This is a genomic window from Pontibacter diazotrophicus (assembly GCF_003367245.1).
Classification (GTDB): domain Bacteria; phylum Bacteroidota; class Bacteroidia; order Cytophagales; family Hymenobacteraceae; genus Pontibacter; species Pontibacter diazotrophicus.
Window position 1 is genome coordinate 51,585 of record NZ_QRGR01000013.1, and the last position, 24,582, is coordinate 76,166.

A 24,582-nucleotide genomic window follows, 5' to 3' on the forward strand; every position below is an offset into this window, starting at 1 on the left:
AAAAGCTAGTTTTGTTTTCGAGAACGCCTGTCATGTCAAAATACATCGTATTCTTCTTTGTTGGTTTTGTTATACTTGCCTCGCTGCTCTACTATGGTTTTAACCGGTGGACTGAATCCAGGGAGAAGGTGGACCTGTGGACACTGGTGCCGGAGAGTGCTGCGCTGGTGATAGAAACAAACAACCATGAAGCCCTTGTTGAACACCTGCGTGAAACAGAGCTTTGGGAGAATTTTTCGGTGCTGCCCTTTGCGCAGCGCTTCGAAGAAAACTTTGCCTCTATCGACAGTGTGTCACCGGGTAGCGAGCGCCTCTCCCGTTTCCTGAACGAAAAGAACATCCTCACCTCCATCCATGTGGTGGAGCAGGCTGAAGTCGGGTTTGTATACTATGTGCCGGTGACTTCTGTAGGAGAGCATCGCTTTCTTCGAACCCTCACCGAGAATATAACTAAAAGTGAGCTCTTTGAGGAAAGTACCCGCGACTACGGAGGCATGCTCCTCACCGATGTTACGAATACCCGTCTTGGCTCCGGCTTTACATTCTTTACTTACCGTAACAACATTGTGCTGAGTCCTTCGCCTGTACTGGTGGAGGAGATTGTGCGCCGCATCAACCGCACGCAGTCAGCCTCCATTATAGAAAACTACAGGAACACCAATTACCTTAACCAACCGGAGGTATACGCCAATGTTTTTGTGAATTACAGGGTTATGCCCGAATTCCTGGGGCTCTTCCTGGATGATGAAGTGATGCCGGAAGTGCGTTACCTTTCTTCCCTTTGCGAAAACGCCATGCTACAGCTGAAGCTGGAGCGCGATAAGGTTTTTCTCAACGGCTTTTCGGTTCCTGAAACACTAAAGGGTTCGCTGCACCAGGTAATGCAGCCACAGAAGCCGCAGCCTTTCGGCGTAAAAGCATACCTGCCAGGCCGCACCGCCATGTTATTGCATTTTGGCTTAGAAGAAGTGGAGCGCATGCGGTTGCCCCAGCAGCAAAACGGAGCCGCTTATGCCGCCACCGTAGATAGCCTTGCCGGGTCGTTCAGCCTGGAGGCAGCAATGGCATACCTTGAAACGAACAGCATCAATGCCGAACCGGAGAAAGTTGCCTTCGTGCATCTGGCAGACCCTGATGTAACAGAAAGCCTCCTGACAAATTTGAGCCGCCAGGTAACAGCTGCTACAAAGCAAAAAGCTTCTACGGAGCAGTATGGCAACTATATCATCCGGCTGCTGCCTGTTCCGGAACTGCCTGCCCGGGTTTTAGGGCGTGCGTTTGAGGGCTTTGAGCAGAGTTATGTGGTGCTGGTAGATGATTATCTGGTCTTTTCAGAGAGTGTGGCTACGCTTCGGGCCTTGCTGGACGATATTTCGGAGGAGAATGTGTGGAGCAAATCAGCGGTGCAGAAAACATTTCTGGAGGAGACCCTGCAGGAAGCTAACTTTAGCTTATACCTGAACACCGTTAACGCCTGGTATATCCTGAACCGGTATGCCGAGGACGAGGAGCGGGACAACCTGCTGCAGAACGCTGCTCTGATCAGGCGCTTCAGTCAGGTGAGCCTGCAGTTCTCTAAAGTGGAGGAGGGGCAGTATTATACCAGCCTGGTCATACGCAGGCCAGACCGCAGTAACAGCAGTGCTGGGCAGGATGTTTTTGCAGCGGAGCAGGTACTGGAGTTTGATACCCGACTGGCAAGCCGCCCTTACCCTATTCAGAACCCTGTGGACCGCAGCCGGGAGGTGGCCGTGCAGGATTCTGCAAATGTGCTCATCAACATCACCGCCGATGGCAGGCGCGGTTGGGCAGACTCACTGGGAACTTCTATAAGAGGAGGCATTCAGCAGATTACTTATGGACAGGAAAATAAGCTGCGGCACCTTTTTGCCACCGCCAACCGCATTCATGCCATTGATAACCAGGGGCAGGAGCTTGAAAATTTCCCCTTCAACTTAGGCGATACACTGAACATACAGCACCTGGCTGTTTTCGATTATGAAAACGACAAAAATTACCGCTTGCTAGTGGACGACGACATGGGCAACCTGTATATGTATGATATGCGTGGAGCGCCTTTGCCAGGCTGGCAACCCCGCCGCATGGACTACAGGCTGGCTGCTGAGCCGCAGCACCTGCGTGTAGGTGGCCGCGACGTAATTCTGGTGGTGCTGGAGAATGGCTATATCTACGCCCTCAATCGCCAGGGCGATACCTACCCTGGCTTCCCTATTAACCTGAATGCTCCTGTTACTGCCGGAGCGGTGGCAAACATCGGTGCCGATTTAAGACGCACAGAGATAAAGGCAGTCACCAGGTATGGCAGCGTGGTGACATTTAACCTGCAGGGCAGGGTGTTGCAGCGGGAGCAGCTGCCACGGCCAAGTAAACGTGCCCTGTTTAGCCTGGTGCAGGAGAGCAACAGTGGCAAGTCTTTTGTTATTGCGCGGCAGGAGCAGGGGCAGGTAACGGTGTTTGACCAGGATTTGAACGAGTTGTTTGCGAAGCGCTACGTCACCTCGGCATCTAAAATTGTGCAGTACTTCCACTTCGGGGGCGATAACAGCATATTCGCCGTAACCGAATCCGGGCCTCAGAAAACCTATCTCTACGACAGCCGCGGGAGCCTTGTCGGGAACCGCACCTTTGAGAGCACCCAGCCGGTAACCATCTATTTTAACGAGGCATCGAATAACTACACCCTTTACAAAGTCTTCCGCCGCGAGTTAAAGCAGGTTGATTTCAGCCTACCGGATTAATTTTAGGACAAACGACCTCTGGACAAAAGATAAAGGATTTTTTATAAAGCAGCAGAGGCAGCTATAGAATAGCTGTCTCTGCTGTTTCAGTTCATTATGGAGGCTTAAAGTGTTACGCCTCTATAAAGTTCTTATGCTATGCAAAGTCTTCCATCCATTATCTAATTATCTGAATAACATTGTCTTTTGTCCTTTATTGAGTTTTCCAACCGTCTTTTATCAAATCTTAAAAGCTTCTGAACCAACCTTTTCGGTAGAAGAAGTAGAGTTGAGACAGGATCAGGAATGACATTAGCAGCAGCAGGATCGGGTAAGAGTAAGGCTGATAGAGCTCTGGCATACTCATAGGATACACCCGGCCTGTCTCAGGGTCTTCGCGGGCAAAGTTCATCCCATACACACCTACTATAAAACTCAGTGGGATAAAGATAGTGGAGATGATGGTGAGCACCTTCATAATGTCATTCATGCGGTTGCTCACTGTAGACATATGGAGATCCACTAAACTGGACGTCATCTCCTTATGGTTATCTATCAGGTCTATCAGCTGAATGCTGTGGTCGTAGGCATCCCGGAAGTAGGCTTTCAGGCTTTCAGGTATAACATCCTCATCCATTCGGAGCATCTCCGTCATTTTATCACGTTCCGGCCACGTAATTCGGCGTAGCTTTACCAGCTCACTTTTAAGATCCAGTATCAGTGTCAGGTTATTCTTGGAGGGGGATAAAAGCACCTGCTGCTCAAGGTCTTCTATGTACTCGCCCATTTCTGCCATTACCGGAAAGTAATAATCCAGTACCACGTCCATCATCGCATAGGCCATATACATGGTAGGCCGCTGCCGGATAACGCCTTTGCCCACCCGGATACGTTCCCGAAGCGGATCAAGGCAATCGGCGTAGTCGCTTTGCAGGCTGAGCACATAGTTTGGCCCCGTAAACAGCGACAGCTGCACATCATCCAGTGTTTTGTTCTCCGGTGACCACCGCAGCATACGGGAAATGATAAACAGCCTTTTTTCATCAAACTCCTCTACCTTTGGCCGCTGATAGTCGTTGATCACATCCTCCATCTGCAGCGGGTGCAGCCCGAAATCCTGCGACAACTGCTCCAGCACTGCCTGATCGCCATAGCCCCGGATGTCGATCCAGTGGCGGGCATCAGGCATTTCCGTTACGCGCTGCAGAAGCTCTGGATACGTTTTCAGCTCCAGTTCCTCAAAGAAGTCTTGATTGAATGAAATCAGGAAAAAGCGCGGGGGAAAAGATTCGGTGGGAGCACTGAATGTTCCTGGTTTTAAACCAACCTTGCGCTCTAATATCTTGTTCCGGGGGCGGCGATGCTTGCGTTTAGCCATGTATGAGTTAAAGAGGTAGAGAGTTGAAAGAGTTAGAAAGTTAGAGAGTTAAACGGGCAGTTCATTTAGCACAGACACTTTAACGCCTTCTATACCTTCGAGTTTTGTTGTAATTTCCTCCTGTAGCTTTTTGCGCACTTCCAGCGTCAGGCAACAATCCAGTTCAAATTGCTGGTCCCGCACGTTCAGGTCGTATTCTTTCACAAGGCTCATCACATCATTCATCTGCGGGTACGCATATTGTGCCTGCAGCAGCACTGTTTCATGCTTTTCTATGATAGTGGCATGCTCCAGCGCATCAGCGGCGGCTGTTTTGTAAGCGTTTATCAAACCACCCACACCTAATTTTGTGCCCCCAAAGTAACGGATTACCGCGATAAGAACATTACTGAGATCGGCAGAGCGAATCTGGCCCAGTATGGGATCTCCTGCAGAATGGTTTGGCTCCCCGTCATCGTTGGCGCGGAAGCGGCCTTTATCGGCTCCCAGGCTATAGGCATAGCAGTGGTGACGGGCATCATAATATTGCTTCTTCAGTTCTGCCATCGTCTCCTTTACCTCCTCCTCGGAGTACACGGGGTACGCGAGGGCGATAAACTTGCTGCCTTTCTCCTTATAAAGGCCTTCGGCGGGAGCTTCTATCGTTCTGTAGGTGTCTTCTTCCATGGGTAAACAGCCAGCAAGATGCTGGTAGGGGCTAAACAAATATCATCTGGTTTTAGCAGCGGTTTATGCTACAAAGCTAACCGATCTGCCGCCAAGGGCAAAACCGTACCTGCCAAAGCAGTTTATTCGCTCAAAAGTTTTAATTTAGTGCGTACGCAAACGGCCAGCGCCTTTTAAAACACAACCAGGGCTGCTCTCCGTAAGACTTACCTGTACCAAACAAGATATACCTTGCCGGCAAATCCATTCCTCCTGCAGTTTGAACGCATTGGTAGCCCTGAAACAGGTTACATCACTACCATGCAATACGCTGATAAAGTGCCTTTTGCCATTCGTCGCGTCTTCTGGACCCATGGAACCCCACCGGAAATAGTGCGGGGACGCCATGCCAACAAAGCCACAGAGGAGGTCCTAATTGCCCTGGCCGGGCACATAAAGGTGAAAGCTGATACCGGGCAAGAGGTGCTGGAGTTTGAATTGTCTGATTCCCTGACAGGGCTTTATATCCCGGCCATGTGCTGGACGGAAATACATTTCTCTGAGGGTGCCGTTGCTCTTTGCCTTACGTCCACAGACTACAATGCCGCCGATTATATCCATGATTACGAACACTTTAAAAAGCTGGCGACGCACCAGGCGCTGTAATTCGTCCTTCTTCCCCTGATGAAGCCAATCCCATACTTTGAGTTCAGAGACTTTCCGGCAGGCAGTGAGGCAGCCGTGCAGACTGCTTTGATGGAGGTTGTAGTTGGCAGACATTATATTCTGGGGAAGCAACTGTTAATTTTTGAGGAGGCATATGCCGCTTACCTGGGTGCTGCCGCAGCGGTAGGTGTAGGAAACGGCTATGATGCCCTGGTGCTGGCCTTGAAAGGAGTGGGCATAGGGGCAGGAGACGAGGTGGTGCTGCCGGCGCATACTTTTATTGCCACCATCAATGCGGTGCTGCAGGTGGGGGCGACGCCCGTACTGGTAGAGCCGGATAAAGGCACCTGCAACATTACCGCTGCTACCGCAGCCAAAGCCATTACCGCTAAAACCAAAGCCATACTGCCGGTGCATCTGTACGGGCAGGTATGTGAAATGGAGCCATTGTTACAACTGGCAAAAGATCATCATCTGAAAGTAGTGGAAGATGCCGCGCAGGCGCATGGTGCTACCTACAAGGAGCAGAAAGCCGGCGTGTTCGGTCATGCCAGTGCTTTCAGCTTTTACCCCACTAAAAACCTCGGTGCTTTGGGTGATGCCGGTGCTGTGGTAACAAACGATGTCGCTATAGCTGATTTTGTGCGGATGTACCGCAATTACGGAGAAGTGAGAAAATACCAAAGCGAAGTAATCGGAATAAATTCCCGCCTGGACGAGCTGCAGGCGGCGGTGCTTCGGGTAAAGCTTTCTTATTTAGATAGTCTGAATACAGAGCGCCAAAGGCTGGCAGCAGTCTACCTGCAGGAACTACAGGGTTTCGATAAACTTATCCTTCCGGTTACAGCTCCGGATTGCAACCACGTATACCATATTTTCAATGTCCGGACAAAGCATCGGGACGCTTTGCAGCAACAGCTGCAGGAGCAGGGTATACAGACGGCCATACATTACCCGGTATCCATGCACCTGCAGCCTGCCTATAGGTTTTTAGGATATGGTGCCGGCGACTTTCCGGTAACGGAAGAGTTAGCTAAAACGAGCCTTAGTTTGCCGCTGTTCCCAGGTTTAGAACCCGAAGAACAGGAGCGGGTGGTGAAAGCCGTCAAACGTTTTTTCAGGTAATGCCGATGCTTTTGTTCTGCGCCACATACACCCGCCCATGAGCCAGTTGCCACTTGTTTCTGTTATCTGCCTGTGTTATAACCACGCGCGTTTTCTGCGGGAGGCACTTGATTCTGTGCTGGCCCAGACATACCCCTATATAGAGGTGATTATAGTGGATGACTGCAGTACCGACGGAAGTGTGGGTATTATTCAGGAGTATCTGCAGAAACACCCGCATATAAAGTTTATCAGCACAGGCCATAACAGAGGCAACACGACCGCTTTTAACATCGGGTGGCGCGCCAGCCAGGGCAATTATATCATTGATTTTGCCACAGACGACGTGCTGCTTCCGCAGCGGGTAGCGCAGCAGGTAGAGGCCTTTGAGAAGCTGGACAGCATTTATGGCGTGCTGTATACCGACGCCGAGTACATTGCTGACGATGCCACGCACATTGGGTACCACTATAAGCGCAGGCCGAACGGTAGCTTGAATGCTTATGCGCCTTCCGGTGACGTGTTTGCAGACCTACTGGGCAAGTATATTATCTGCCCCCCCACTATGATAGTGCGCCGCCAGGTATTCGAGGACCTGAATGGTTACGATGAAACGTTAGCCTATGAGGATTTTGATTTCTGGGTGCGGTCGGCGAGAACCTATAAATATTATTACCTCGATAAAATAACCACACAGCGGCGGATACATACCCGCTCCCTCTCCAAAGGATGGTATAAAGCGGGAAATAAGCTACTTGCCTCCACCGTAAAAGTATGCCGGAAGGCCGCTGCCCTGGTGCGAACAGAAAAAGAGCGTGAAGCTTTCATATACCGGTTGAAATATGAAGCCCGGCACGCCTACCTGACCGCGAATTATACGGAGGCAGCACAGCTGCTTCATTTACTCCGACAGCAAACTGATTTGCCGGTTTTGTACCAGTTTCTTAATTTGCTGAACAGGCAAAAGGTTAACCTCGGTTTCCTGCGCAGGGTATACTATTACCTGAAGTACAGAAATTAATTGCACTCTTTCTCTGGTAGTTCTGTTTAAAGTTTAATATTCAGGCATAACCCTTTCCTTTTTTTACGTAAGTATTAGTTCCTGAGCTAATTAGTGGGAATGTCGTATTTAAGCTGAACTAAAATATTAGACAACGAAGCTACTATTTAGTATAAATAAGTATATTTGAATTTAAATCAACCAACGCAAATGATTACAGCAGCAACCTCTCGGACAGAAGTAATAAAATGGATGGAAGGCTTTGTGGGCGAAAAGTTCTCTGAATTACTGAAAACAGTAGAAGAGAGCTGGCAACCTGCCGATCTCCTGCCAGATGCTACCATGGAAACTTTCTTTGATGAGGTAAAGGACTTACGGGAACGCGCCCGCGACTTAAGCTATGACCTGCTGGCCGTGTTAGTGGGTGATACAATCACGGAAGAAGCATTGCCATCTTACGAGAGCTGGCTGATGACTATAAAAGGACTCCCGCAGGACCCGGATAGCCCGTGGATGAAGTGGAACCGTGGATGGACAGCCGAAGAGAATCGCCATGGTGATGCCCTGAACCGTTACCTTTACCTGAGCGGCCGCATTAATATGCGCGAAATGGAGGCTTCTACACAGTACCTGCTGGCCGACGGCTTTGACCTGCAGACAGATATGGATCCTTATCGCTCTTTTGTATACACCAGCTTCCAGGAAACAGCGACTAACATTTCGCACCGGCGTGTAGCGCAAATCGCCAAGAAGCAGGGCGACACTGTGCTGGCAAAGCTTTGTGGCCATGTGGCTGCCGATGAGGCCCGCCATGCCAAAGCCTACAAAGCCTTTGTGAGCAAGATATTTGAAGCCGACCCTAGTGAAATGATGCTGGCCTTTGAAGATATGATGCGCAAGAAAATCGTAATGCCGGCACATTATATGCGTGAGTTAGGCGTAGATATTGGCAAAACATTTGGCCATTTTACGGATGCAGCGCAGCGTATCGGTGTATACACCTCCGCTGACTACACTGACATTCTGCAGGATCTGATTGACGAATGGAAAATTGAGACGCTAACTGACCTGAACGAACAAGGTGAACGTGCCCGTGATTATGTGTTGGGTTTGCCTGCCCGTTTCAAGCGTGTGGCAGAGCGCATGAAAGCACCTTCATTAGAGTACAAATTCCGTTGGATTGCTTAAGCCGGGAGTTCAAGGAATTTCCATACGTTATAAAAGGAGAAGGCCGAAACTATCAAAGTTTCGGCCTTCCCCTTTTATAACGTATCCTTTATTGCCTGCTGAACACTATTATGAAATAACCTATTCCTTTACCTCCACACCTTTCCAGAAGGCGACATAGTTCTTGATTTCACTGGCAGCGTCTTTTGGGTCAGGGTAATACCAGGCGGCGTCCGGGTTTACCTCCCCGTTTACCTTTACATGATAATAGGAAGCCTCGCCTTTCCAGGGGCACGTAGAGTGCGTGCGGCTTTCCTCGAAATACTGGTTTTTTATCGTGTTTGGAGGGAAGTACTGGTTGCCTTCTATCTCTATTGTCTGGTCGCTGTCTGCAATCACTATATCATTCCATATCGCTTTCATAGTTTTTCTCGTTTTAGGTTAGATGAAGTATATTTATCTAATCTACTACAATACCTGCTGCAAAGTTTAACAGTATAGGTTTTGATTTTTTATGTGCAAAGGTGGTGCAGCAGCGAAATTTAAGCCCTTTCGCCAGAACAATGCACCTGCTCTTAATGTTATAACCTGCAAACCCTTTATTATGGCTATAGGATACCGATTTACAGAATATGTACCGCCCCAGGACGACAAGCCCGGGTTCGAATCGTTGCTGAAAATTTTCATGCAACTGGTTACCATCACATCCGGCGACGTAGGAGAGGCCCTGAGTTGGCTCAGTTCCCTTGACAAACAGTATAACCTGACTGGCGACGATTATGGCATTGGTGATTTTATTGATGACCTCCGGAAGAAAGGATACCTCGACGAAGACAAGCAACAGCAGGGAAGCTTTAAACTCACGGCCAAGAGTGAGCAGGGCATACGCAAAAGTGCTTTAGAGGAAATCTTCGGGAAGCTGAAGAAAGGCGGCAAGGGCAGCCATGCTACCCCGCACACAGGTACAGGCGACGAGGCTAGTTCCGACCGCCGCGAGTACCGTTTCGGTGATTCGCTGGACCAGATTTCTATGACGGAGTCGCTGCGCAATGCACAGATCAACCATGGCATCGGCGATCTGCGGCTGACAGAGCAGGACCTGGAAGTGACGGAGACAGAGCACAAAACGCAGTCTGCAACTGTACTGATGATTGACATCTCGCATTCCATGATTCTCTACGGCGAAGACCGCATTACACCAGCCAAAAAGGTAGCCATGGCTTTAGCGGAGCTCATCAAGCAGAAATACCCGAAAGACACGCTCGATGTGCTGGTGTTTGGCAACGATGCCTGGCAGATAGAGATTAAAGACCTGCCTTACCTGGAGGTAGGCCCTTACCACACCAATACCGTGGCGGGCCTTGAACTGGCCATGGACATCCTGCGCAAGCGCAAAACGCCGAACAAGCAGATTTTTATGATAACGGACGGAAAACCCACCTGCCTGAAAGAAGGAATCCATTATTATAAGAACAGTTTTGGCTTAGACCGGAAAGTGGTAAACAAAACACTGAACCTGGCGGCGCAGTGCCGCCGCATCAAAATCCCTATTACCACTTTTATGATTGCCTCAGACCCATACCTGCAGGCTTTTGTAGATGAGTTCACCAAAGTGAACAACGGGCAGGCCTACTACAGCAGCCTTAAAGGCTTAGGTCACCTTGTGTTCCAGGATTACAAGCAGAACCGCAGAAAGAATTTCTAAGACCACATGAGCAGCCAGGGAGCGAAAGCAAACCAACAGGAGGACCTGACAGGCGGTGCGATGGCTACTTTTATGCCGCACCTGCTGGTGCAGCTTGTTGCCCTTCTGGCTGCCTCGGGCGGGCTTATACTGCTGGCCCTTTCGCAGTGGCCCGGCATAGTATTCGCTTTGCTGTTTCTGCTCTTTCAGGTGAGCCTTCATTTTTTCATTAAGTCCACCAACACTTATGTGCAGTCTGTTCCGGTAAAATCGCTACAGGTTGGAACGCAGGTGGTGCAGTCAGCCTTTGTGGTGATGGGCATTGTGGCCCTTTCTATACTGTTCTGGTGGCTATTTGAGTGGTGCTTATTCCATTTGGAGAACGGGAGTAGTGGAAGTGACTTTTATTTTGACTTACATGGTGTCGTGCTGTCGCTCGTGCCGGAACTGCTTTGGATGGGATTAGTGGGAGAGGGGTTACGACAGCTCTTCCCACTCCTTAAGAAAGTGGCTTTGACAAAGTATTTCACCACATCAGATTAAGCTTACGTACATAAACTTTAAGCTGCAAAATTGATTCAACTGCATCAGCGTGATGATGCTAAAGATAAATACAAAAGATACATGAACTACAAAAACATACCAGCCGAGAAGCTTTTACAGATAAAAACACTGGGCCAGCTGAAGGCTGCCGGCTATGAGCCGCAGTCGGTAAAGCAGGAGCTTCGCACTAACCTGATTACGAAGCTGCAGAACAAAGAAGAAGTTTTTCCCGGCATCTGGGGTTATGAAGAAACCGTTATTCCGGACATGCAGCGCGCCATTCTGTCGATGCACCACATCAACCTGCTGGGTTTGCGGGGGCAGGCCAAAACACGTATTGCGCGGCAGATGGTGGATTTGCTGGATGAGTATATCCCGGTAGTAAAAGGCTCCGAACTGAACGACGATCCGCTGCAACCACTCTCGCGCTTCGCTAAGGATACCGTGCAGGAGCATGGCGACGATACCCCTATCAGCTGGATGCACCGCTCGGATCGCTATACCGAAAAGCTGGCCACACCGGATGTTTCCGTGGCTGACCTTATTGGTGATGCGGACCCAATAAAAGCCGCGACCATGAAGCTGCCATACTCTGATGAGCGGGTGATTCACTTTGGCTTGATTCCGCGTTCGCATCGGGGCATATTCGTTATCAACGAGTTGCCGGATTTACAGGCGCGCATCCAGGTGTCGCTCTTTAACATTCTGCAGGAAGGCGATATACAGATACGTGGCTTTAAGGTACGCATGCCATTGGATATCCAGTTTGTGTTCACGGCCAACCCGGAAGACTATACCAACCGTGGTTCCATTGTAACACCGCTGAAAGACCGTATCGACTCGCAAATCATCACACACTATCCGAAGACCATTGAGACAGGTAAGAAGATTACAAAGCAGGAAGCACGCGTAAAAGAGGGGCAGGGGCAACTGGTGAAGACCAACGACATTATTGGAGACCTGATAGAGCAGGTGGCTTTTGAGGCTCGTGAGAGTGAGTACGTAGACGCTAAAAGCGGTGTGTCCGCTCGTTTAACTATCTCGGCTTACGAAAACCTGCTGAGTGCTGCGGAGCGTCGTGCTTTAATGAATGGCGAAACCTCTACGTATGTGCGTGTGGCAGATTTTCTGAATACAATTCCGGCGGTAACGGGTAAAGTGGAACTGGTGTACGAAGGCGAGCAGGAGGGAGCCGGGCACGTGGCACAGGTGCTCATGGGCAAAGCCATCCGCACACAGTTCCTGAAGTACTTCCCGGACCCTGATAAAGGCAAGAAATCAAAGCAGGGCAGCCCGTACAAGAGCATTACAGAGTGGTTTGGCGATGGCAACACTGTAGATATACTAAATGATGCCTCTGAAGCCGATTATAAGAAAGCTGTACAAAACGTACCGGGGCTGAAAGGACTGGTGGAGAAGTACCAGCCGGATGCCAAAGGCGATGAAAAACTTTTCCTGATGGAGTTTGCCTTGCACGGCCTCGCCGAGCATAGCCAGCTCAGCAAGAACCGCCTCAGCACCGGCCTTCAGTTTAAAGACCTGCTCAGCGGCATGTTCTCCATGCCAAGCTTTGGTAATGAGGAGGAGGATGAGGACGATAACTTCTAACCCGGTTCAGAGTTACAGGTAAATACGATAAGAAAGGCAGGAGTTTAACGCTCCTGCCTTTCTTTATTATTGTTCAATAAGTTCTGCTGCAATCTGCTCCCACTCCTCGTCTAAAGAGACAGACGGTCGTTTTCTGCCTGCCTTTCTGTACCAGTAGTCTGCATTCCAGGTATCACCTTCTTTGCGGTGCAGGTAGGCGTGTATCCAGGCGGCGTCTTTGTCAGGCAGGTCCTGTATCAGTTCATGTGACTTATCCCAATCGCCTTTCCCATCATACCACAGCGCCTGCAGGTATACAGAAGCCTCTGCTGGTGGTGTGTTATTGTCTAAGCTCTGTTGGAAAGTCTGTAGATTCATTGTATAGTTTGATTTTGCAGGAGACACTTTCAGGTAATTATTTTCTCTAAGATAGAAAATTAGTTGAACGGGTTTTGTTGCTGTTTAGATTACAATTATACGTTGTTACAGAGCTTTAGCGAAGCAGATAAGCTGAGAAAGTAAAGTTCAGGTAAAAGTTGTCCGGCTCAATGGCTGGCATGTTCTGAACAGTTCTTTGGCTATGTACCTCCCGCCACGGTGTATCGCTAAAACTGAAATTGTAACCAGAATCGATTCCTAGAGCTAACGTATATCCTCTTGTTTTAAGGTTCTCTTTTCTTCCGAGCCGGTACTGAAACCGTACACCCACATTAGCTATTTCATCAAGAGATACACTTTCTAATGCGACGGAGCTACTGTTAGCGGAGGGGGTTGTCAGCAGGTCATCGAAATCAGGAGAAGCACGCGTGTCTGTGTTATAGGTAAGGCGCATGTCGTTGAAACGTGGCCCACCAAAAGCCTGCAACTGGAAACGGTTCGTGTTGAGTAGCGACAAATGTATATTGGCACCAAAAGACAGCATGGTTAGCCTAAGAAAAGCATGCGGATCAGCTGCAAAGCTATCAAACGAATATCCACTGCTTACATCGAATGATGCTCCAAGGCCACCATAAATTTCAGAGTAAAGGCTGAGGTTAAAGGTCGTTGATGACTCCTCCAGTTTTCCTATTTCCAGTGCCTGCAGGCGGCTGTTTATCGCTTTCAAGTTCATATTGGCAGCGCCAAGCCCAAAAGTAGCCCCTATCTTACTTAAACCAGTTTTGGAAGGCTGATCTTCTGACAACGCCTCCTGCGTTTGTGCCCGCAGGGGAGAATGGGCGATGAAAAGAATAAAGCAAAGGGCACATACTGTAAAATTTGTTTTCATAGGGTAGGTTTTGTGTTTTGTTACTGCCTATAGTCCGGCAGCGGATGGAACACCACGGCACACTGGCTGGAACATGACATCTTACAGAAAGATAAGCAATTGATGTTAAAACACTACTCTGATCTTTCTGTTTAATCCAGCCATGGTAGCAATTCACAGTGAGGGCATCGTGCAGCAGCCTTAAATTCATACAGCTACAGATCCACCCCTGCTGTATTCTTCACTCAATTCAGCAACTCTGATCCTGAAAATAAAGTAGCCTGTGGATATGGGACATGTTTCGTTATGGCCGGTTCTGGTGTTGGTGCTCATTCACCTTTTGGGGAGCAGGCTCCGCTTTTTGCATGGTTTTCCCAGGAGTGTCTGGTTATCCGGTGCCGGTGGCGTATCTGTGGCGTATGTTTTCATGCACCTTTTTCCGGAACTGCATGAAGGGCAGGAACACATGGAGGAAAATGTATTCTGGGCGGAGGAATTCCTGAAGCACCATGTTTACCTGGTGGCGCTTATCGGGTTGGCTACTTTTTATGGTTTGGAGCGCTCTGTTGTATCGGCAAAACGGGAACTGGTAAAAAAAGACAGCCGCAAAGTGGAGGCACCCAAGGGTGTGTTCTGGGTGCACATTGGCTCCTTTGCGCTTTACAACGCTATCATCGGATATGTTCTGTTTCAGCGGGAGGAGACTCCCTCACAATCCATCCTGTTGTTCACTATCGCGATGGCCCTTCACTTTCTTGTGAATGATTATGCCTTACAAGAGCACCATAAGGAAACATACAGAAAGTACGGCCAATGGGTACTGGTGCTGGCGCTGTTGCTCGGGTGGTCGGTGGGGTATATACAAGAAGTGAATAAAACCACGGTTTTTATCCTGACTGCCTTTATAGGTGGGGGTGTTATCCTGAACGTGCTGAAGGAAGAGCTGCCCGAAGAGCGGGAAAGCCGTTATTGGGCTTTCCTGCTCGGAGCCGGGGCTTATGCTATACTTTTGCTGTCTCTGTAGGTGGGTGCAACTGGCCCTCTGTGCGGGCCACCATCATTGATACCGTGGCATCGCCGGTTACATTCACGGTGGTGCGGCACATGTCGAGTATTCGGTCAGGGGCAAGTATCAGGGCAATGCCTTCTACGGGTATGCCAGCCTGCTGCAGTACAATCACCAGCATCACGGTACCGGCACCCGGCACGGCGGCAGCGCCGATAGAAGCCAGTGTCGCGGTCATCACAATTCCCAGCTGCGCCATAATATCCAGTTCAATACCGTAAGCCTGGGCAATAAAAACGGCTGCCACAGACTGGTAGAGGCTGGTGCCATCCATGTTGATGGTAGCTCCTAAGGGCAGCACAAAACTTGTTATTTCCCTGTTTATTCCTAAGTTCTTTTCAGCACACTCCATGGTAACAGGCAGCGTGGCAGCGCTGGAGGAAGTGGAAAATGCCAGCATCTGTGCCGGGAATATACCTTTAAAAAAGTCTTTATACTTTGTTTTGCCAACAAACACGGCCAGCAGCGGATAAACTGCAAATACCATGGTGGCCAGACCCGCTATTACCACCAGGCAGTAGTAGCCCAGCACCAGCAGCAGCTCTACAGCAGCTCCGGGGTCATCGCCGGCAAACTCTACCACCAAACCGGCAAGGAGGGCAAACACACCATAAGGGGCCGTTTTCATAATGATGTCGACGATCTTCAGGATAACGAGATTCACGCCTTCGAAAAAATCATTGACCGGCGCGGCTTTATCCGGTGGAATCATGATGAGGGCGATGCCAAACAGGAGCGCAAAGAAGATAACCTGTAGCATGGCGCCGTTGTTGGTGAGGGCACCGAAGATATTATCAGGCACAATGTCTACAAGCGGCTGCAGTGGCCCCTGCTGCTCCACGGCGGCGGCATCAGTGGACTTCTGGGTAGTGGTGGCGGCAAACTGTTGGTTGAACTCTTCCCGCTTTTCTGCTGAAAAAGCCTTGCCAGGCTCCGTAATGTTTACCAGCACCAGGCCCAGTACCACTGCCACCACGGTAGTCATCAGGTAAATACCAATTGTTTTGGAGCCGATACGGGAGAGCCTGCTCACATCGCTGAGGCTGGAGACACCTGTAATCAGCGACACCAGTACCAGTGGCACGGCAATAAGTTTCAGCAGGTTGATAAAGATAGTGCCAAAGGGCTGAATCCAGGCGGTGGTGAAGTCTACAAGGCCAAGGGAGCTGGCAAGCATTCCCCAAATAATGCCCAGGGCCATGCCAATCAGGATTTGCCAGTGTAAAGCAAGTTTCTTCATACGTAGTTTTGTTCGGAACTGCGCAGGGCAGCACGCTCTTCTTAATAAAGTATGATTTTGTTTTAAAGAGCTTAGTACCAATAAGCCGGGACAGGCAATGCAGAAACATCCCTTTGGGCACAGAACGGCTCTTAGGTAAAGCTACGTAAAATTACTCAGGTAGCGGGTTTAAAGTTGGAAAGATACTGCTACAACTGTTTAAAGTACATCGTTTAGATTTCTGACAAAACAAAAGAAGCCGCTCTCGGAGCGGCTTCTTTTGTTTTGTCAGAAATCAGGAAGAGGACTATTCCTCGTTTACAACAATCTTCTCAATTCTGTCGTTGGCTTTGATTTGGTCAATCACCTCATCGCCCTCCACTACTTTGCCAAACACGGTATGGTTGCGGTCTAAATGCGCCGTGTTTTTGCGGCTGTGCACGATAAAGAACTGTGAGCCACCTGTGTTGCGGCCGGCATGTGCCATACTCAGCACACCACGGTCGTGGTACTGATTTTCGCCTGTCAGTTCGCAGTCAATTTTATAGCCCGGGCCGCCTGTGCCAGGTACACCTTTCGCGCCTTCGCGTGAGTTAGGGCAGCCACCCTGTATCACGAAATCAGGAATAACACGGTGGAATGTAAGCCCATCGTAGAAGCCTTTCTTGGCCAGATCTACAAAGTTTTGTACTGTTTTGGGAGCATCTTTCTCAAAGAACTCAACTTTCATCACACCTTTGCCAGTATGTATTTCTGCAGTTTTCATGGTTTGATATTTTTCTTGTAAAACAATGTTGATAACAAAAGTACTGATTTTATAGTTTAATAAGGCTAAAGCCTGCCGCTTTGAGGCGTTAGACTTTGCTGATACCCGACAGAGGCTCAGTTGAATTTAAAGCACTAACTGTACACAAACACTATGAAAAAAACGACAATTGCAGCATATGGCTTCACCTTGTTCTTAAGCTTTAACCTTATGAGCTGTAATTCAGGTGGAGGAGATGACCATCAACAGAATGAATTGCAGGAGGAGGCGCTGACCCCTACCGGCCGTCAGGAGGCTGACAGCAGAGGAGTAACGCCAGGTACAGGTCTTGAACCGGTCTCGCCTGATGATGGGGCAAACCTGAGCCATACTGACCCGAATATTGGCGGCCATGAAATGATGCCGACGCAGTTGATTACTGAGAATATTACCTCCGGCATTAATCTCGCCACATTTGCTTCCATTATACGTCACGCTGGTGTGGTGGAGCAACTTGCCGGGGAAGGTCCTTATACTGTTTTCGCACCTTCGAATGATGCTTTTGAGGCGCTTCCTGAAAATGAACTGGAAAACCTGATGAAGCCTGAAAACAGGGCACGCCTGAGAGAGGTTGTGAACAATCATGTAGTAGCTGGCGCCTTAACTGCCAACGACCTGCAGGATGGAGCCATGCTGAAAACAGTGGGAGGCGCTCAGTTGCAGGTAACAAAGCGTAATAACACGGTAGCTATAAATGGTGCAGAGGTGGAAGAAGCTAATATCATGAGCGAGAATGGTGTGATACACATCGTAGGTAAAGTGCTGGCTTCTGAATAACAGCATTAACAGAAAAATCTAAAAGAGAAAGGCAGGTGAGTTAACTCACCTGCCTTTCTCTTTTAGATTTCAGGCTTGGCAACAGCTTTTTTATGCAACAACCCATTGCTGTGGGTTATCATGTTTTAGCCAAGCTTATAAGATTTAGGTTATTGTAGCGTACCTGCCAGCTTTATTGCTTCGTAGGCATTTACAATGCCTCCTGTGCGGCTAAGCTCTGACATGGCCACTCTTTCGCCGGTGCCAGGGTTTATAACAGGTTCAGTTATCTTCGTTACAGAACTTTCAATGATATCCTTTATCTGTGTGGCTGACAGATGAGGATAATACGATTTAATCACTGCCGCCAGGCCTGCAACTACCGGCGAAGCCATACTTGTTCCGCTGAATGGGGCATATTGATTACCACCCGGAACAGTAGAGTAGATGTTGTCACCTGGTGCAAAAACATCTACTATGTCTTTACCATAATTAGAAAAAGGAGCAACCAAAGTACGCTCCGTAGGGCCATTGGCGCCAACCGTAATCATGTTAGGAGCTTTCTTGTTGCCTTTGATGGACAGCGGGTTCGGGAAATAAGGTTCTACATCGATGTCTTTGCTCTCGTTTCCTGCAGCCCGAACTATAAGCACGTCATTTTTCTCTGCATACTTAATGGCGTCTTCCACCCATTCCCTTTCAGGAGAAAAAGACTTTCCGAAGCTCATGTTAATGATTTTAGCACCGTTATCAACCGCATAGCGAATAGCCAGGGCTATATCCTTGTCATGCTCATCGCCATCGGGCACCGCTCTGATCATCATTATTTTTACTGCGCTGGCTACACCGTCTACACCCAAACCATTGCCTCTGGCAGCACCTATAATGCCTGCCACGTGCGTACCGTGCGATGGGTCACCGGCCATAACGTTATTGTTACCGTAGTAGCGGTCCTTCAGACTGCTGTAGTTGTCTTCTACCACCATGCCACGGTAATCTGCCGGAGGTGTCAAAGGAGCCTGCAAATTCGTTTTCAGGCTATCAGTATAGTGCTGCAGCAGCATAGGGAGCTCTTTGTTGGTGGCGCCCGGTTTCACTCTGTCAAAGACAAGTCCATAAATCATTTTCCCCTGCTCCACCCTTGGATCGTCAGCTTTAAGCGAGTCCAGATCCTGTACTGTATAGGTGTCTTTCTGAATAAGTGTCGTAAAAAAGGCATCTACGCGAGGCAAAACATCGAGCAGGCTATACATCATCTCCACCTCTTTACCGGCTTCTGACACCTCTGTTGCGTGTGCCTTGCTATTAAGCCAGACCTGGTACAGGTTTCGGTCCTTCCTTTTCACCTGCTTTTCGGAGGTTACTCCTTCAAACTTGTCTTTGTACTTAAAGTAAATCCGCTCACTTTCGTAAGAATCTTTCGTTACGTTTTTGTCAGGAGTGTCTGCACCTAAAAAATTCCACCCGTAGATGTCTCCGGCATAGCCGTTTTTGTCAGGGTCTAACGAGCCGCCTGCAGTTTCAAGGCGGTTCCGCCATAAAACTGATCGCAGGTCTTCGTGCAGGGTATCAATGCCACTGTCTATTACAGCGACTAAAACAGGTTCCGGTTGTTTGTTTTGCAGGAGCTCCTGGTACGCCTTCTCTATGCTGATGCCGTATACGCCATCAGTCTGTTGGTCCAGCAGGTGCCAGTTTTGCGGTACCGTCTGTACAGTCTGGCCAAAAGCAACTCCTGTAGAAAGGACAAATGCAAAGGCTGCAATTATTTTCTTCATGCTATAGTTTATGTGTGATGTCAAATTTTAATCCTTCTAAAGCGATTACTGTGCCAATTCTAATTTTGCCGCTTAACTCGAAATAGCCATCAGGCCGGTAGTAAGGGGCGGAGATATCGCCCTTGCTCTCAGATAAAGCGTGCAAAGATAGTAAAAGTACATGCTGCTGGACTATGGCTTTATGACAGTTCCTGTAGCAGCACTGGTTCCCCGATGGCGGGTATCTTCAGCCCCTGCAGCATTCCCCCTGCAGCAATCTGCTGCAGCAGGCGCACGGGTTCCCCCGGTGGCTCATCCGAAAGGTCGAAGGTGCCATAGTGCATCGGAATGAAAGTGCCGCCGCGCAAAAGGTTGTAGCCCTTTACTGCTTCGTGGGGGTTCATGTGGCTTTTGGCCATAAGAAAGGCTGGCTTATAAGCTCCCACCGGCATCAGGCATACGTCCATCGGTCCAAGCAGGTCTTCAATCTCCTCAAAATGCTGCCCCATGGCTGAGTCCCCGGCAAAGTACAGACTGAGCGCAGGTGTTTTGATGACAAAGCTGCCCCACAGCACCTTGTTCATGTCCAGCAAACCGCGCCGGTACCAATGGGAAGCAGGCATAAAGTACACTTCCACCTCCCCTGGCACCAGGTCAAATTTCTGATACCAGCCTGCCTCCTGGTAGGGCAGGTGCGGGTTTATGTTGCGCAGGATGTCTCCGGCCCGCAGCGGTGCCAGCGCCTTTAGCTGTGGGTTGCTCTCGAAAACGGTTTTAATTGTTTTCTTGTCGAGGTGATCGCGGTGGCCATGGGAGAGCAGTAAGAAGTCGATGTTGCGCAGGTGCTCCGGCGGGCAAGGTAGCCCTGCTCTGCGTGGCAGCAGCGGCACATCATATAAGACCGGGTCTGTGAGGAAGGTGATTCCCCCTAACCTGATGAAGAAACTACAGTGCCCCAGCCACACAATCATGTCTTTATCGGAGTTTATGAATTCAGACCCCTCATGTACCGGAGGCACATAATTATCGCGCTTCTTCTCGTTTCGCTGCGGATTTTTACTCAGCTGCCAGCGCAGTACATCACTGGATGCAGGATAATAAATCTCATCCCCATTGGCAAAGCGGCCCTTGATTGTTTTGTTGCCCCGGTAATCCTTCTTTATCGTTTCAAGGCGCTCGTTTCTGATGTGGCGTATGTGATTGTTGTGCTGCAAAGTCATTCTTTTTTTGTCCTGTTATTATAACATCAGAACGCCCGCTAAGGTTGGGGCAGCGATGCAAGGAGTTAGAAAATAGGAGTACATCAAAAATAAAAAGCGCCTCTCCGTTTAACGAAGAAGCGCTTTTCTTATGATGACTGATTTTAGTTAATATCCAAAGCCGGTCCGGTTGTAAGGGCCGAAACCTGGGTCATAGAACGGGCTTCCAAACGGAGAGCCGCCTTCTCTGTAGCGAAGGCCTCCTGATACGGAGAAATTCTCCGTGATTTTATACGTTGCCTGGAAGTCAGCGCCCATACGTCCGGGGCTATACAGGCCATAGTTCAGGTTCTGTGCCGGCAGGTTAGAAAAGTCTTTCCAGATATTGCCGCTCAAAATAAGCCTGTCGCTGGCAAGGTAATCTACGCCTACACTGGCGATGTAATGGCTGCCGCCGTTGTTGCGGTACATCACGGTAGTTCCTTCCGGTGTAAAGGCGGGAGTATTGTAAGACGATACGTTCATGTACGTCATGCTGGCATTTACCCTGAAGCGGTTGTTTAGGTGGTAGCGTACAGAAGGCGTAACAAACTGGGCATTGCCGAGGCCGCTGCTAAAGCTGGCGCCTGTCGAGAGGCTATAGCTCAATCGTGGGCCTGTCCAGGCTGGCTTCTCATCAGCGGCTGCATCTGCCATCGGAGCAGTGGCTGCCTCTCTAAGAGCAGGGGCGGCTGAAGTATCAGGTGTTGGTGCCGCATCTAAGCTAGGCTTCACGTCCTGTGCCATCGCCGCCTGGCCGGTCAAGAGCAAGCCTGCTGCCAATATAGTTCTAAATATGTTTTTCACGTAAAATGGCTGTGGTGTATCTTTATATACTAAGTTACGGGGAAAGTAGTTCAAATCAAAACATACCTTCCTAAGCACACAACGACTTTAAATTTAGTTTGTTGTGGCGCTGCCATTTGCCTTAGAGCCCAACCATGCCTGGCGGAATTGCTGCATCTCCGGCGTTAACTGCTTGCCTATGGCCTCATAGGGAACTACCTCCAGCGTGGGTACTTCGTCGAGTACCAGTTTGGTGCTGCGGGTTTGCCCCAGGCGGCTGAACGTTACCGGAATAGTATCGCCGGGCTTGTACTTGCTTAATACTTTCTGGAGATCTTTTTCCCGCTTGATTTTCTGGCCATCCAATGTCAGGATGACATCTGTGCGATCCAAGCCGGCTTTGTAAGCACCAGAGTTTACAAAAGTGCCCGACATAAGTTCTGCGCCTTCCTCACTGTATTTCAAAGGCACCATGGCTATCATTGCCTCGCCGGGTTTTGCTTTGCGCAGCTCAAAGCCAGCTTTAGCCAGAAGCGGCGTGAAATCCGGTAGGTGGCTACCCTGCACGCTGTTGCGGAAAAACTGCCCTGCCCATGCCTTGTCGCCGGATACCTCTGCCAGCGTCTCTTCCAGATCAGCTAAAGTATAGGGTTTCTCCGGTTGCCCGTACTTGCGCCAGAGCGCCTGCATGTAATCGTCCAGGGTCTTGTTGTAGTTCTGGCGCAGCATCATGTCCAGGGCCAGCCCCGTCATGCTGCCATAGGTATAGTAGGAAACGAAGGTGTTATGGCGGTTCACAGGGTCTACAGAGCGGGCGGCATCTACAAAGGAAGCCTGCATGCTCATTTCTACTAAACTATGAAACTCGCGGCCCGGGGACAGCAGCACATAATTCAGGTCTCCGGCCAGGTCAGAAGCATACTTCTTGATATCGAAAATGCCGCTGCGGGCCATAATCATATCACCGTAGTAGCTCGTGAAGCCTTCTGCGAGCCAGAGTGCCTCTGACATGTTTGCCTCCTGAAAGTTAAACGGCTCCAGGCTTTTCGGGCGAATGCGCTCCACGTTCCAGGCGTGGAATTTCTCATGCGATACTGTGTTCAGTAGAGCGTTCATAGCAGTGCCTAAAGGGCGGGAGCTGGTCAGGATAGTGGAGTTGCGGTGTTCCATACCATCGCCGACAGCCTGTGGCATATAACAGCCTATAAAGGTATAGCGGTCGAAATCGTAATCCGGTAGCTGCCCGAACACCGCGCGCTGCTCTGCCACAATTTTCTTCGTCTTCGCTACATACTCCTGGAACTGCGCTGGTGTGCCCTGGTGGTGCAGGGCTACCTGTATTGTTTTGGTTTTACCGTTCTCCTGCACCGTCCACTCTTCCAGGCTAAAATCACTAAGCTCCGTCGGGCTGTCCATCAGGTACTGGAAATCAGGGGCGAAGTAAGTGTTTCCCTGCTGCTGTTTCAGCTGCGTCGCTACTTTCCAGTTTTTCCCCTGCGGCATATCAAAAGTGACATAGGCAGGTGATGTCTTGAATGTTTCGGCATACATTAAAGTAGCGGGCATGTTCAGGTGCGCGTGCGTTTCGTCCACGCCGGCATACGTGCCATCGGCGTGATCTGCAAACAGCGTGTAATTTACCGTGACAGTGCCATCATGCCCCAGTACGTCCCATTCATTTGTGCCGGGACGGAAAATCTGCAGTGGCTTGCCCTGTGCATCGGTTGCACGCACGTTGTACACGTTCTTGGCAAACTCATGAATGGCATAGCGCCCCGGCGAAGTGCGCGGCATCAGCACTTTCAGCGTGTCTGCTTTTATGTCAGAGAAGGTAACCTGAATCTCTGCCTCGTGGTGTACTGCGTTGGGGAAAGAAAGTCTGTAGTCTACTTTTTGCTGCGCCAGCACCGGCTGTACCATCAGCCCCAGGGCAAGGCCCAGCAAGGAATATAGCTTATGTTTCATTTATACTGATTCAAAAAATATTTTTCAAGATATAAATATAGTGGTTGTGCCGGGGAGAGGTAAAACACCTTCGCCTGTACCATTCCTCCATAAAAGTTACTGCTGTACTTTTCCTCAAAGCCTAAGCTACTGAAATGAGTTGCATAATCCGGTAGTTGCTTTGCCTTCACGCCACTCACTAATCCGAAGAAAGTGTACATGCCCCAAACCAGAAGCTGCTGCCTGAGGGGAGGGGGCTGCTGCATGGGCCAGAAATCGGCGAAGAGCCAGCGGCCAGTGGGTGTAAGCGCAGCTGACAGGGTTTGCATGAGTTGCGTCAGGCGGGAAGGGGGAAAGAGGTCGAGCAGGAAAGGAGTAATGACCACCCCGAACTGCTCATGGGGCTGCAGTGCCTGTTCGTTACCCAGTCTGAAAGAAACCATGCATTGATGTGGCAGTTGGAAACGTTCAAATCTATATTGGGCCCGCTGCAGCATGGCAGGAGCAGCATCTAAGTATAGAATATCCAGTTGTTTGCCAGTGAGTAAAAGCTGATCTAATATCCAGCCGCTGCCACCACCAATCACCAGCACGCGTCCCTTTTGTGGCAGATGCGGAAGCAAGCTTAGCTGAGCCTGTTCCAGCGCATCGCTATACACGAGGCGGGCCAGGCGATCATAAAAGGAGGCTATACGGTGAAAGCCGCTGTCGGGGAGGTTTGGCAATGTTGCTAGCAGAAAGTCTGGCTGCTAAGATAAGCATCAGCGGTTGTAATGCTCGTCCACTATACCGCGCAGTTTATCAAAAATATAATCAACGAGCTGCTTTCGGATGCTGTCGGTATCCCCTTCAAACACCTCGCGGAACTCCTCCGCCTTGCCGTCAAACAGGATAGAAACAAACATGGTACCTACGGGCTTCTCGGTAGTTTCGGAGCCGCCTTCACCCGCCAGGCCGGTGGTGGCAATGCTGATGTCAGCATCTAAATGCTTTTTTAGCCCCATCACCATCTCATTTGTCACCTGCTGCGATTCAGCGCTGTACAGTTTCAGTGTGCTTTTGCTTACGCCTAAAAGCTTCTGCTTTACCTTCGGCTGATACACGACAAGGCTCCCGAGCAGTACATCGCTGCTGCCTGTGGCTTTTACAAACTCAGAGGCAAGCAGGCCTGCGGTACAACTCTCTGCAAAGGCTACTGTCAGGCCTCTGTCTTTTAAATCCAACACCAACTTTGTCAGGTCATCTTGCTTCAT

The 24,582-nt window shown here is 49.7% G+C and carries 23 protein-coding genes; 10 read left to right on the plus strand and 13 right to left on the minus strand.

The genetic code is table 11. From position 1 onward, the window contains the following. Positions 1 to 32 precede the first annotated feature (32 nt). Entirely contained in the window at positions 33 to 2,759 is a 2,727-nt protein-coding gene (locus DXT99_RS13250) for a hypothetical protein (protein ID WP_115566045.1), read from the plus strand. 226 nt (positions 2,760 to 2,985) lie between these two features. Here the strand turns inward: DXT99_RS13250 and corA are convergent, their stop codons facing one another. Together corA and DXT99_RS13260 are read right to left on the minus strand one after the other, a co-directional pair. Then, the gene (corA, locus tag DXT99_RS13255; RefSeq protein WP_115566046.1) at positions 2,986 to 4,116 is read right to left on the minus strand and encodes a magnesium/cobalt transporter CorA; all 1,131 of its coding nucleotides are present in this window, start codon (positions 4,114 to 4,116) and stop codon (positions 2,986 to 2,988) included. A 48-nt stretch (positions 4,117 to 4,164) separates the two neighbouring features. After that, positions 4,165 to 4,782 (minus strand): IMPACT family protein, encoded by a 618-nt coding sequence (locus DXT99_RS13260; RefSeq protein ID WP_115566047.1) that lies wholly within the window; start codon positions 4,780 to 4,782, stop codon positions 4,165 to 4,167. Between the two features lie 231 nt (positions 4,783 to 5,013). On the opposite strand from DXT99_RS13260, the gene DXT99_RS13265 reads away from it, so the two are divergent. The 4 genes from DXT99_RS13265 to DXT99_RS13280 all read left to right on the plus strand — a co-directional run bounded on the left by DXT99_RS13265 (position 5,014) and on the right by DXT99_RS13280 (position 8,719). Then, positions 5,014 to 5,427: a sugar 3,4-ketoisomerase gene (locus tag DXT99_RS13265; RefSeq protein ID WP_115566048.1), complete on the plus strand. Its 414-nt coding sequence runs from the start codon at positions 5,014 to 5,016 to the stop codon at positions 5,425 to 5,427. Positions 5,428 to 5,445: 18 nt separating this feature from the next. Next, complete coding sequence (locus DXT99_RS13270; protein WP_115566049.1) at positions 5,446 to 6,552, plus strand: DegT/DnrJ/EryC1/StrS family aminotransferase; 1,107 nt, start codon at positions 5,446 to 5,448, stop codon at positions 6,550 to 6,552. Between the two features lie 37 nt (positions 6,553 to 6,589). After that, entirely contained in the window at positions 6,590 to 7,552 is a 963-nt protein-coding gene (locus DXT99_RS13275) for a glycosyltransferase family 2 protein (RefSeq protein WP_115566050.1), read from the plus strand. Positions 7,553 to 7,741: 189 nt separating this feature from the next. Next, entirely contained in the window at positions 7,742 to 8,719 is a 978-nt protein-coding gene (locus DXT99_RS13280) for an acyl-ACP desaturase (protein WP_115566051.1), read from the plus strand. A 120-nt stretch (positions 8,720 to 8,839) separates the two neighbouring features. On the opposite strand, the gene DXT99_RS13285 is transcribed toward DXT99_RS13280, so the two are convergent. Then, positions 8,840 to 9,121 (minus strand): DUF427 domain-containing protein, encoded by a 282-nt coding sequence (locus DXT99_RS13285; protein ID WP_115566052.1) that lies wholly within the window; start codon positions 9,119 to 9,121, stop codon positions 8,840 to 8,842. 181 nt (positions 9,122 to 9,302) lie between these two features. Between DXT99_RS13285 and DXT99_RS13290 the strand changes: the two genes are divergently transcribed. From DXT99_RS13290 to DXT99_RS13300, 3 genes are all read left to right on the plus strand, one after another. Beyond that, on the plus strand, positions 9,303 to 10,403 hold the full coding sequence (locus DXT99_RS13290; RefSeq protein WP_115566138.1) for a vWA domain-containing protein: 1,101 nt from the start codon (positions 9,303 to 9,305) through the stop codon (positions 10,401 to 10,403). A 6-nt stretch (positions 10,404 to 10,409) separates the two neighbouring features. Then, entirely contained in the window at positions 10,410 to 10,925 is a 516-nt protein-coding gene (locus tag DXT99_RS13295) for a hypothetical protein (protein ID WP_115566053.1), read from the plus strand. Between the two features lie 81 nt (positions 10,926 to 11,006). Beyond that, positions 11,007 to 12,533: a sigma 54-interacting transcriptional regulator gene (locus tag DXT99_RS13300; protein ID WP_115566139.1), complete on the plus strand. Its 1,527-nt coding sequence runs from the start codon at positions 11,007 to 11,009 to the stop codon at positions 12,531 to 12,533. Positions 12,534 to 12,599: 66 nt separating this feature from the next. On the opposite strand, the gene DXT99_RS13305 is transcribed toward DXT99_RS13300, so the two are convergent. Next, entirely contained in the window at positions 12,600 to 12,890 is a 291-nt protein-coding gene (locus DXT99_RS13305; RefSeq protein ID WP_115566054.1) for a hypothetical protein, read from the minus strand. Positions 12,891 to 13,005: 115 nt separating this feature from the next. Next, positions 13,006 to 13,779, minus strand: a complete 774-nt coding sequence (locus DXT99_RS13310; protein ID WP_115566055.1) for a hypothetical protein — start codon at positions 13,777 to 13,779, stop codon at positions 13,006 to 13,008. A 268-nt stretch (positions 13,780 to 14,047) separates the two neighbouring features. Between DXT99_RS13310 and DXT99_RS13315 the strand changes: the two genes are divergently transcribed. Continuing rightward, on the plus strand, positions 14,048 to 14,782 hold the full coding sequence (locus DXT99_RS13315; RefSeq protein WP_115566056.1) for a hypothetical protein: 735 nt from the start codon (positions 14,048 to 14,050) through the stop codon (positions 14,780 to 14,782). Here the strand turns inward: DXT99_RS13315 and DXT99_RS13320 are convergent. Both DXT99_RS13320 and DXT99_RS13325 read right to left on the minus strand, forming a co-directional pair. Next, on the minus strand, positions 14,760 to 16,064 hold the full coding sequence (locus DXT99_RS13320) for a dicarboxylate/amino acid:cation symporter (RefSeq protein WP_115566057.1): 1,305 nt from the start codon (positions 16,062 to 16,064) through the stop codon (positions 14,760 to 14,762). The two genes, DXT99_RS13315 and DXT99_RS13320, sit on opposite strands and share 23 nt — an antisense overlap. Before the next feature lie 286 nt (positions 16,065 to 16,350). Beyond that, entirely contained in the window at positions 16,351 to 16,809 is a 459-nt protein-coding gene (locus DXT99_RS13325) for a peptidylprolyl isomerase (protein ID WP_115566058.1), read from the minus strand. Positions 16,810 to 16,962: 153 nt separating this feature from the next. On the opposite strand from DXT99_RS13325, the gene DXT99_RS13330 reads away from it, so the two are divergent. Continuing rightward, a complete protein-coding gene (locus DXT99_RS13330) occupies positions 16,963 to 17,625 on the plus strand; it encodes a fasciclin domain-containing protein (protein WP_115566059.1) in 663 nt (220 codons plus the stop codon). A 149-nt stretch (positions 17,626 to 17,774) separates the two neighbouring features. Here the strand turns inward: DXT99_RS13330 and DXT99_RS13335 are convergent, their stop codons facing one another. The 6 genes from DXT99_RS13335 to DXT99_RS13360 all read right to left on the minus strand — a co-directional run bounded on the left by DXT99_RS13335 (position 17,775) and on the right by DXT99_RS13360 (position 24,582). After that, positions 17,775 to 19,382 carry a S8 family serine peptidase gene (locus DXT99_RS13335; protein WP_115566060.1) on the minus strand — a complete coding sequence of 536 codons (1,608 nt, stop codon included), beginning with the start codon at positions 19,380 to 19,382 and terminating at the stop codon, positions 17,775 to 17,777. Between the two features lie 179 nt (positions 19,383 to 19,561). Beyond that, positions 19,562 to 20,581, minus strand: coding sequence for an MBL fold metallo-hydrolase (locus DXT99_RS13340; RefSeq protein WP_115566061.1), 1,020 nt, complete (start codon positions 20,579 to 20,581; stop codon positions 19,562 to 19,564). A 147-nt stretch (positions 20,582 to 20,728) separates the two neighbouring features. Then, positions 20,729 to 21,406, minus strand: coding sequence for a hypothetical protein (locus tag DXT99_RS13345; RefSeq protein ID WP_246000719.1), 678 nt, complete (start codon positions 21,404 to 21,406; stop codon positions 20,729 to 20,731). A gap of 93 nt (positions 21,407 to 21,499) precedes the next feature. Next, on the minus strand, positions 21,500 to 23,350 hold the full coding sequence (locus tag DXT99_RS13350) for a M61 family metallopeptidase (RefSeq protein ID WP_115566062.1): 1,851 nt from the start codon (positions 23,348 to 23,350) through the stop codon (positions 21,500 to 21,502). Beyond that, positions 23,347 to 24,054, minus strand: a complete 708-nt coding sequence (locus tag DXT99_RS13355) for a class I SAM-dependent methyltransferase (protein WP_115566063.1) — start codon at positions 24,052 to 24,054, stop codon at positions 23,347 to 23,349. The genes DXT99_RS13350 and DXT99_RS13355 overlap by 4 nt, the downstream gene beginning before the upstream one ends. A 36-nt stretch (positions 24,055 to 24,090) precedes the next feature. After that, on the minus strand, positions 24,091 to 24,582 hold the full coding sequence (locus DXT99_RS13360; protein WP_115566064.1) for a CinA family protein: 492 nt from the start codon (positions 24,580 to 24,582) through the stop codon (positions 24,091 to 24,093).